Below are 10739 nucleotides of genomic sequence, written 5' to 3' on the forward strand. Positions count from 1 at the left end.
TCGGTGATGGGGATGGATTGGGGTTCGGTGAGGGATTCGGTGATGGGGATGGATTGGGGGATGGGGTGGGGTTGGGATTGGGACTGGGTGAGGGGTTTGGAGTCGGTGAGGGATTCGGGTTGGGATTAGGGTTGGGATTCGGTGCAGTGGCGGGTGCTTGGGTTGCGGGTTCTACGGGGATGGGAGCCAGTTGGGGCGCAGCGGGAACGGGGCTATCGTAGAGGGTGACAGGTATCCAGTCCGGGGTAAGCATGCCCGTGGGCATGGCAATTTGGACGGCTGTGGAAGGAAGGAACAGCAGCAGCAGGAGATGCCCCCCTCCAGAGAGGACAATCAAAAACCACCAAAGGGCGGGGGGATCATGGCGGGAACTGCGATCGCTCATAGCCAAGCTCAGATTATCAACAGCATCAAGCCCAGTGTCGCATCAAATCCCGGCCTGAGCATAGCCGGAACTCAATTGAGCGAGAGATTCACTAACCCAGGTCGCGATCGGTCACTGCCCCTAAGTGGCTCGACGAAACGGGCTTGGCATACTAAAGCACCCGACAAGATCAGCGATCGCCCAAATTAGACTCCGCAAACATGGATGGAAAATCCTGCCGTCCGCTGACAACTCTGAGAATTTCAATCCCATTGTTGAGAATTCTGTAAAAAATAATGTATTTCTCAAAAGATAGCCCTTGCAACCCAGGACGGGTAGATTCATAGCTCTTTCCACTGTTTGGGAAGACCCCACAAATTTGGAGTAAATAAGAAACGGTGTAACAACAAAACTGTTCTTTTTCTAGCCCGATAAGCCGTAAAAGAACACAATCAATGCGGGGGTAGCGATCGTATTAATTAAGGTCAGCGGCGCACCAATTTTCACAAAGTCCATAAACCGATAGCCCCCCGGCCCATAGACCATCGTATTGGTTTGATAGCCGATGGGGGTCATGTAACTATTGGAGGCGGCGAACATGACCGCAAACATAAAGGCATAGGGGTTGAGGGATAGGGTTTGGGACACCTCAACGGCAATGGGCAACATCAGGAGCACGGCAGCATTGTTCGAGAGAATTTCGGTGAGCAATGCTGTGGCTAAATAGAACAGAACTAAGAGGCCATAGCTAGAAAAATTCTGTGAAACTGCGAGGAGTTGGGAGGCAATCCAGGCAGTGGTTCCGGAGGCTTCCATGGCGATTCCGAGGGGGATTAACCCGGCGAGCAAAAAGATAATATCCCATCGCACGGCCCCATAAATTTCTCCCGGTTTTAAACAGCCGGTTAAGACCATCAACACCACCCCGACAAAGGCGCTGACCAAAATCGGAAATACATTAAACGCCGCACTGAGCACCACACCCAAGCCAATGGACACAGCGATGATCACCTTATCTTGGCGGAGCATTTCCACATCTCGCTGTTCGAGGACGAGGAGTTCGCGGGTGGTTTGCAACCCGATGAAGCTTTGTTTTGATCCCTGGACGAGGAGGACATCCCCGAAACGCAGGGCAATTCGACCGAGGCGACCCCGCACGAGTTCTGAGCCTCGTCGAATGGCGAGGACGGTGAGGTTGTAGCGTTGGCGAAAGCGAATGTCGCGGAGGGTGGTTCCCACGAGGCGAGAGTTGGAGAGGATGAGGACTTCGGCCATTTTCTCTTCGCCGGATTCGAGGACGGGTTGGACTTCATCTTTAAATTGCACATCGGGGACGATGTTGAGGCCTTGCTGTTCACGGATTTTGAGGAGTTCTTCGCGGGAACTGCGGACGACGAGGATGTCGCCGACGTTGATGATTTTGTCGGCGATGGGGGGAGGAAAACGGGTGCTGTGGCGGATGATTTCGAGGACATCAACGTCAAAGGTGCGCTGAATCTGGCTAGTTTGCAGGGTTTTGCCGACGAGGGATGATCGCGGTGTCACGATCACTTCGGTGACGTAGTCTTTGAGGTTGTAGTCTTGGGCAATCTGATCGCTGAGGGCTGATTTGCGTTCGGGCAGCAGGTAAGGGGCCAGGAAGACCAGGTAAACCAGACCAATCACAAAGACACAGAGGCCGAGTTTGGTGAAGGCAAAGAGGTTGAAGGGTTCAAAGCCAAGTTGTTCAGATAAGCCGCTGGCGAGGATGTTGGTGGAGGTACCGATTAGGGTGATGGTGCCGCCGAGGATGGTGAGATAGGAGAGGGGGATGAGGAGTTTTGAGGGGGAAATTTTCTGTTGTTTGCACAGGTCTTCAACGACGGGCAGCATGACAGCGACGATCGGTGTATTGGCTATGACGGCACTGAGGGGGCCAACGAGAATACCCATTACAAAAATTTGCTGTCTTAAACTCTCTCCACCGAGACGGATCAAGAGTTGTTTGACGATCAGAATCACTCCGGTTTTGGAGATGCCGGCACTGATGATGAACATGGCCATCACGGTGAGGGTGGCGGTGTTGCCAAAGCCGGAAATGCCCTGTTCAGGGGTGACGAGACCGAGCACCATGAGGGCAACCATGATCATCAAGGCGACGAGATCAACGGGGAGTAGCTCGGTGATGAAGAGGATGAGCGCAACGACGAGAACGGCGAGGGTTTGGATGATGGGCATGGTTCCGCAGGGGGGATAGGGGCGATCGCAGAGCAACAATATCCGCAAGATCTGATCTGAATGGGGAAAAGCAGAGCAGAAACGCGGCTGAATCAGGGCAGGGCATGATGGGACTGATACCAGTCCACAAATCGCTGTAAACCCACTTGAATCGGGGTGCTCGGACGAAAGCCCACATCCTGAATCAGATCGTCCACATCGGCATAGGTGCGAGGTACGTCACCCGGCTGCATCGGGAGCATGGTTTTCACGGCTTCACGACCTAGGCAGGTTTCTAGGGTTTCGATCAGGGTCATCAGTTCGATGGGGCTGTGGTTGCCGATATTATAGAGTTTGTAGCGGGCGTGGTTGGGGCCGTTGGGGTCGGGAATTTTGGCCATGACGCGGATGATGCCTTCGATCACATCGTCCACATAGGTAAAGTCGCGCTGCATTTTGCCGTGGTTGTAGACTTCGATGGGGCGATCGCGCAAAATCGCTTCGGTAAATTTCCAATAGGCCATATCGGGCCGTCCCCAGGGCCCATAAACCGTAAAAAATCGCAATCCCGTCATCGGAATCTGATAGAGATGGCTATAGCAATGGGCCATTAACTCATTGGATTTTTTCGTCGCGGCGTAGAGACTGACGGGATAGTCAACGTTGTCGTCAATGGAAAAGGGGATTTTCGGGCTGTTGCCATAGACGGAACTCGACGACGCAAAGACAAGATGCTCCACCGGTTGCTGCCGACAGCCTTCGAGGATGTGGAGGAAGCCAACGAGGTTACTTTCAACATAGGCGTGGGGATTTTCGAGGGAATAGCGCACCCCGGCTTGGGCGGCGAGGTGGACGACGGTTTGAAAGGCATGGGTTTGAAAGAGGGTTTCGATCGCGGTGCGATCGCTCAAATCCGCCCGTACAAACTCAAAATTGCGATCGCCCTCCAACTGCTCCAATCGCGCCCGTTTCAACCCCACATCATAGTAAGCATTGAGATTATCCAACCCCACCACCGTCACCGTCCCATCCTGCAACAACCGTTGACAGAGATGAAACCCAATAAACCCCGCCGCCCCCGTGACTAAAATCTTTGTCATGACCTCTTAACTCTCCAACGCCAGCTTGCTGCAATAGAGTACATCCTGAAGCCCCTCGCCCAGCGGGAGAGGGGTTTGGGGTGAGGGCCAATCCCCCTAAAACGTGGGCATCGCCACCCCAGAATGAGAATCCGACACCTTCGGGCGTGTCCCAAAATACACCTTGCCCCGCTGAGAATCCAGGGTCAAAATCGCCCCATCCCCGATCAACTCCGTCGCCTTTTTCAGACCCACAATCACCGGAATCCCCAACCGCAGCCCAATCACCGCCGCATGGCTCGTCAAACTCGACTCCTCCGTAATAATCCCCCCAGCCTTGCGAATCACCTCTACATAGTCCACATTCGTCGCCGGAGCCACCAAAATTTCCCCCGGACTAAAATCACCAATCTCCTTCGGATTATTCACAACCCGAGCGCGACCCGTGATCGACCCTTCACCAATCCCAACCCCTTCACCGAGCACCGCCGTCACCACCTCGACTTTAATCAAGTCCGTTGAACCGGCCACCCCTTGCAGTGTTCCCGCCGTCAAGATCACCAAATCCCCATCATGGAGCAATTGTTTTTCCTGGGCCACATTCATCGCCGCCTGAAACGTCTGGCTCGTCGAAGGTAGATCGAGAATCAACAAGGGCCGCACCCCCCACACCAGTTGCAACTGTCGCGCCACATCCACATGGGGCGTAACCGCCAAAATCGGCGTTAGGGGTCGGAATTTAGAAACATTGCGGGCCGTCGCTCCGGTTTTGGTGAGGGTCATAATCGCCGCTGCATCGAGTTGTTGGGCGATATGGCTCACTGCGCCGGAAATGGCGTTGGGGATCGAGCGTTTCGTGGTTTTGAAATGGCGGTGGGCGGGGGCCTGTTGTTCGACACAGGAGGCGATCCGGGCCATGGTGGCCACGGCTTCAATGGGGTAGTTCCCCACAGCGGTTTCATTGGAGAGCATGATCGCATCGGTGCCGTCGAGGATGGCATTGGCCACATCGGAGACTTCGGCACGGGTGGCGCGGGGGCTGTTCACCATGCTGTCGAGCATCTGGGTGGCGGTGATCACGGGGATGCCGAGGCGGTTGGCGGTGGCGATCAGGCGTTTTTGATGGAGGGGAACTTGTTCGGCGGGGAGTTCGACCCCCAGGTCGCCCCGTGCCACCATCACCCCATCACAGAGGGTGAGGATCGTGTCCATCTGTTCGATCGCTTCGTGCTTTTCGATTTTGGCGATCACGGGGACGGATTTCCCAGTGCTGGCGATCAGTTCTTTGATTTCGAGGATGTCTTGGGGCCGTTGCACAAAGCTGAGGGCGACCCAGTCCACGCCTTGATCAAGACCAAACATCAAGTCTTTGCGGTCTTTGTCGGTGAGGGCGCTGACGGTGAGGGAGACGTTGGGAAAGTTGACCCCTTTGTTGTCGGACAGTTTGCCGCCGACGACCACTTGACAATGAAGCTGTTTGTTATCGCGATCGACGGCATCGACGACCATTTCTACCTTGCCATCGTCAAGTAAGATCATCGCCCCGGCTGGCACTTCGTCGGTGAGGCGTTTGTAACTGACGTAGGACATTTCATGGGTGCAGGGGACGGGGTGACTGGTGAGGATGAAGCGATCGCCCTTATTCACCTGCACCGGCCCGGCTTCAAATTTACCGAGCCGAATTTTTGGCCCCTGTAGATCTTGCAAAATTCCCACCGGCTGATCCAACTCAAAGGCCGTCTGACGAATCAACCGAATCGCCCGATGGTGATCCTCATGGGTTCCGTGGGAAAAATTGAGGCGTAGGGTGGTTGCTCCGGCTTCAATCAACTCTCGCAACACCTGGGGTTGAAGCGTAGCGGGGCCAACGGTTGCCACGATTTTAGTGCGGCGGGCGGGGGGTTGCGAGCGGCTTACGCCACTGCTGATAGCGTCAACGGGCAAGTCCATCATTCAAAATGTAGCAATAAGGGAATCAGCGGGATGGGAGTTCGATTGATCCCACCATAACCCGCTATCGTCTCATGAATTGCAGTCGTTAAGCGAATCCAGCCGGAAACTTTGCCCCCTCTGCAAACCTCTACCCCGTCCTGTCATGGGGTAGAGGTTCAACGGAATCAATCTCTGGATTGGCATTGAGTTAGATAACCTGCTCTTATTTAAACGTTGGTTTGGCGGGATTTTTTAGGCTCTTTTTTGCCCTTAATTAATCCCAATTAACATCAGTCCAGTTTGCCTAGGGCAAGCATGCATCTAAGCCAGAGGGTGAGCGGGGGGATGCGATCGCACCACGCCCAGGCAACACAACCGCCAAAAAGCGCATTGAATATTGCTATCCATAGGATGAAAAACCCTAATTTCTGAGTATGATGAAGCTTTCCATCTTCATAACCCTGAGACATTATGCAAGCTATCCCCTTACACCCTTAACGATTGACATTCCCAATGAGAATCAATAAAAAAGTGTGTTTCATCACAGGAACAGGTCATTCCGGCTCAACATTATTGGGACTTCTTCTGGGTAATCATTCCCAAAGCTTTTACTGTGGAGAAGGCGAAAAAAGTCGTTTCCTAACGAAAGAAAAAGCCCCATTACAAAAACGATCCTGCAAATTCTGTGGCATTCATTGTCCAGTCTGGGGTACTGTATCACTCACCTCAGATTGTGATCTCTATGAACAACTCTCACAACATATCAGCACGACCCTTGGCATCACAGCACCCTTAATGATTGATTCCACCTCCGGTGCTGACTGGATTCACCAACAATACAGAAAACTGGTGAAGACTGAAGCCAAGCCCCATCTGATTTTCTTGAAACGTGATGGTCGAGGTGTTGTCAACTCTTATCGTCGCAAATATCCTGACACTTCCATCGAAACAATCATCGAAAACTGGATAGAAAAAATCAAAAAAGCTCAAGCATTATTTGAGGAATTCGCAGGGCCAAAAATCATCATTCACTATGAAGAGCTTGCCAGCAATACCAGCAGTATTCTCAAGGGTTTATGTGATTTTTTGACGATTCCCCATGAACCCAAAATGCGAGATTTTTCGCGACAAACCTATCACCTTCTCGGCGGCAACAACGGTACACAATTCTTGGCGGCTCGTCATCAATCGCAGCTTTTGCAAACCATGACACCCAGTAACCGTCAATATTATCAGGAACATCAATCAGATATTATTCTTGATTTACGCTGGCAACAGGAACTGTCTCCAGAGCAGCACCAAATCTTCGCTCGCTTAGCGAGTGAGGTGAATCAATCCTTTGAATGGCATCCCTCCTAACTTAAGGCAACCTAACAACCATGACGAAACGTATTGATCTTGTCTTTCGGACTATTGACGAACGTACCAGCGCCATAGCCCTTGATTTAGCGATTCAACAAATCAAGCCAAATCGCGTTCACTTGATTGAAAATGTGCGTCCCTTTTCGGCCGCCGTTCAAAAAATGTTGCAAATTGACTATGACTGCGATTTTGTGGTGTTCATGGATGCCGACTGCTTGATTTTGGAAGACCTGTCCAAATTTTTGCAGCGTAATTCCTTTCCCTATGTGGATTGTTATGTGCTCGATAAGTTCCGAGGGCATATTCATCAGGGAGTGCATATTACGCGGGTTGATGTCGTGCGCGAGATGCAAAAAATTGAGCCGCCAGAAAATGATGAAAAATATGTGCTGCGACCAGAATCGCGCTTGCGTAGCTTTGCATTGTCTAACCTCAAATTCAAGAAACATTTTAAGAGTTTCCGAATTCTTCATGACTATTTTCAGACCTATCATCATGTCTATGCCAAGCTGGCGCTGCGTGAATTGCGGAGTCGCACGGCGGTGAACCGGAGTGAATTGGAGGCGGCATTAAAATATTGGGATAACTATCCTGATGATCTGGATTTTAAGATCGCTAAACTGGCGATTCAAAACACTCAACAGGATGTAGCGTTAGAGGCAACACCGGCTGAAATAGATGCTTATATTCAGCGGTTACCGGAGATCGCTGAGGCGGCGATCGCAACCCTAGAATTACCGGAACAGCCGGAGTTAACCTATGCAATGATTGATCAGCAAACACGGCAGGTGTGGCCGTGGCAGTTGGTGAATTTAGGAGGGGGTTCGCTGCAAATGCCGGCTGAGGCCCAATCGAGTTTTAAAGTGTTTGGCATTGGCCTCAGCCGGACGGGAACCAAAAGTCTCACCAGCGCGTTGCATGTTTTGGGGTTTAAAATGATTCATTACCCCGAAGATGAAACAACATTTCGGGAACTTGCCGAAGGACATTATCAGTTTTCCTTGCTGCAACAGTTTGATGGCATTACGGATATTACGGTGTCGGCATTTTATCCACAGTTGGATCAGTTGTTTCCGGGGAGTAAATTTATTTTAACGATCCGCGATCGCGAGCAATGGCTCGATGCAATGGAGCGTCATTATGCCAATCGGCCGGCGTTTGACTTAAGTGACGTGCCAGAGCAAGAAATCCATATGCGGATTCGGCGTTTTCTGCGCAGTACGGTGTATGGGTGTTATGAGTTTAATCGCGATCGCATGGCCTATGTCTATGATTTGCACTATCGCAATACCCTCGACTATTTCCGCGATCGCCCTGAATCCCTCTTAGTGCTCAATATTGGCGCAGGGGAAGGCTGGCAGCAGCTTTGTCCGTTCCTCGGCTGTCCCGTCATTGAGCAGCCCTTCCCCTTTATCAAAAAGCAAACGATGTTAAAATCCTTGCTCAATGATGACGCTCGTTTAATGGAGAATCCAGTCCTGTCCTAGGCATCGTAGCTCGACGATTGGAGGGTGAACATCCGCGCATAAACACCATCGCGGGCCATCAGTTCGGCGTGACTCCCCATTTCTTGGATCGTGCCATGTTCCAAAACAATGATGCGATCGGCCATGCGCACAGTTGAAAAGCGATGGCTAACGAGAAAGGTGATTTTACCGGCGGCGAGTTTGCGAAAGCGTTGGAAGAGGTCGTATTCTGCGATCGCATCCAACGCCGCCGTCGGTTCATCCAAAATCAAAATTTGAGCCGGGGTCATAAACGCCCGCGCCAAGCCGATTTTTTGCCATTGCCCTCCGGATAATTCTCGCCCTCCCGGAAAAATCTTGCCCAGCATCGTTTGATAGCCTTGGTCTAGGGTGGTAATCATCGGATCTGCCCCCGCATCTCGTCCTGCTTTTTGAATAGAGGCGAGGTTTTGATGGTCTTGAATATTCCCAAACCCGATATTATCAGCAACACTGAAGTTATACCGGGCAAAATCCTGAAAAATTACCCCCACATTACGCCGCAACTCCACTAAGTCAAGCTGATCAATGGGAATCTGATCAATCCGAATTTCACCGGAGCTTACATCATAAAAACGAGTTAAAAGTTTCAATAATGTAGTTTTCCCCGCACCATTAACCCCCACGATCGCAATACTTTCCCCTGGCTGCACCGATAGGTTTAAATTGTCAAGAGTGGGCCGGTCTGCACCGGGATAGGTAAAACTGACATTTTCAAGGGTGAGACCCTGCTGTAATGGGTTGGGAAAAGGGCGAGGCTGTGCGGCATTTTTTACATGGGGCTGCAAGTTTAAAAAATCAAAAAATTGACTCACATATAGGTTTACCTCATAAAGCCTAGCGAGATCTTCAAGGAGACCTTGCATGGCGCTTTGCGCTTGGCGAAATGCACCACTATACATCCCTAACGAACCGATGGTAATTTGAGCGCGGAGGGTTTGAATCACAATCCAGGTATAGGTAGCATAAAATCCCAGTTTTGAGAGGAGGTTAGAGAGGGTGCGGGCGCGGGTTTGTTGGCGGGCAAGTTGTTCAGCTTCGTGGTTAAATTGATGCCGGATTGTGTGCCATTGTGCTAATAAATGTTCACTTAAATTAAACAGACGAATTTCTTTGACAAAGTCTTGATGGGTGAGAATGCGTTGGAGATAATCGGCGAATCGTCCGCTTTGGGTTTGGCGGCGCAATACCTTAAAGCGTTTGCCGGAAAACTGCACACTAATGGCAAAGGCGGGGATGGAGGTGGCAATCAGAAGAAGGGTGGCGAGGGGGCTAAACTGAATCATCAGTCCTACGAGGGTGAGGAGTTTAATGCCTTGGCCGAGAAAACTGGTGAAGAGGGTGAGGGCGCGCACAGGGTAGGTGCTACCGCTTTGTTGAGCGCGACTGAGGAGGTCGTAGAATTCGGGGAGTTCGTAGTGGGCGAGATCAAGCTTGACGGCTTGGCGGAGCAGGATGTTACTGGCGTAGAGGGTGAAGCGATCGCTCAACACCAACGATGTATAGGTGGAAAGCTCACTCAAAATGTCGTTGAACACCATCACCCCCAAGGCCGCGAGAATCAGGGTAAAAACAGGTGTCCAGAGGGCGGGGGGTTGTCCGATGAGGGCAATAATTTGATCGAGGGTGAGTTTGCCGAGATAGAGTTGGACGGCGGGTAAAACGGACGTGCTGAGGGTCGTCAGGAGCGAAATGAGCAGCCATTTCGGACTAGCTGACCACACTAATTTCAGGAGTTGCGGGGTATTGGCTAAGACGGCAAAGAAACGTAGGGACATTCTGGAGCCAGAATGAATAATCGCTACTATAGCAGTGGCAAACGTGAAAACGACTGCGTATCCATCACCCAAGTTACGAATCTGGAGGGGGGTATGAGTGAGCCAGAGGCTCACACGACCCTGCCTGAAATCCTCTGTAGTGCGAGCTTCTAGCTCGCTGCCTTGACGAGAGAAGGGGGATTAAACGCAGGCGAGTCAACCTTAGAACAGTGTGTATCAGCCGTAACCCTTTTTAAGGGGGATTGAGGGGCATCTTTGTCCCTCGTGTTGATGGAAACTGCTATATAGCGATCCTAAATCAATCGAAGATCTAATCTCCTCATCAACAAGGGGCTTAAGCCCCTTGTTAAGCCCCTTGTTAAGCCCCTTGCCTGTTCATGAATCGGTAGTGCATTTTAGTGCAGGCTAGAGGAAAAGATAGGGGCATCTTGCTCCGCCAGCTTCTCTCTGATGCCCCGATTGTACTCATGGATGAACAGCCATATCGCCCCAATGTGGTTCTCCACCTTTTTCGAGAACGACA

General features: G+C 51.4%; 7 protein-coding genes and 1 pseudogene. 2 read left to right on the forward strand and 6 right to left on the reverse strand.

What is annotated here, in order from left to right; genetic code table 11:
- The 5 genes and pseudogenes from PN477_RS14900 to pyk all read right to left on the reverse strand — a co-directional run.
- Positions 1-385: pseudogene (locus tag PN477_RS14900) on the reverse strand (hypothetical protein); the annotation flags it as partial.
- 169 nt (positions 386-554) lie between these two features.
- Positions 555-821 (reverse strand): type II toxin-antitoxin system RelE/ParE family toxin, encoded by a 267-nt coding sequence (locus PN477_RS20920; RefSeq protein ID WP_417158831.1) that lies wholly within the window; start codon positions 819-821, stop codon positions 555-557.
- A complete protein-coding gene (locus PN477_RS14905; RefSeq protein ID WP_417158832.1) occupies positions 788-2581 on the reverse strand; it encodes an SLC13 family permease in 1794 nt (597 codons plus the stop codon). Before PN477_RS14905 ends, PN477_RS20920 begins: the two co-directional genes overlap by 34 nt.
- Positions 2582-2673: 92 nt before the next feature.
- On the reverse strand, positions 2674-3660 hold the full coding sequence (locus tag PN477_RS14910; RefSeq protein ID WP_272118325.1) for an NAD-dependent epimerase: 987 nt from the start codon (positions 3658-3660) through the stop codon (positions 2674-2676).
- A 96-nt stretch (positions 3661-3756) separates the two neighbouring features.
- Positions 3757-5589, reverse strand: a complete 1833-nt coding sequence (gene pyk, locus PN477_RS14915; RefSeq protein WP_272147386.1) for a pyruvate kinase — start codon at positions 5587-5589, stop codon at positions 3757-3759.
- A 495-nt stretch (positions 5590-6084) separates the two neighbouring features.
- On the opposite strand from pyk, the gene PN477_RS14920 reads away from it, so the two are divergent.
- Complete coding sequence (locus PN477_RS14920) at positions 6085-6930, forward strand: sulfotransferase (protein ID WP_272118327.1); 846 nt, start codon at positions 6085-6087, stop codon at positions 6928-6930.
- A gap of 20 nt (positions 6931-6950) precedes the next feature.
- Positions 6951-8420: a sulfotransferase family protein gene (locus tag PN477_RS14925; RefSeq protein WP_272118328.1), complete on the forward strand. Its 1470-nt coding sequence runs from the start codon at positions 6951-6953 to the stop codon at positions 8418-8420.
- On the opposite strand, the gene PN477_RS14930 is transcribed toward PN477_RS14925, so the two are convergent.
- Positions 8417-10216 carry an ABC transporter ATP-binding protein gene (locus tag PN477_RS14930; RefSeq protein ID WP_272118329.1) on the reverse strand — a complete coding sequence of 600 codons (1800 nt, stop codon included), beginning with the start codon at positions 10214-10216 and terminating at the stop codon, positions 8417-8419. The genes PN477_RS14925 and PN477_RS14930 overlap by 4 nt on opposite strands.
- Positions 10217-10739 lie beyond the last annotated feature (523 nt).

The sequence above is a fragment of the Spirulina subsalsa CS-330 genome (assembly GCF_028330765.1).
Classification (GTDB): Bacteria; Cyanobacteriota; Cyanobacteriia; order Cyanobacteriales; family Spirulinaceae; genus Spirulina; species Spirulina subsalsa_A.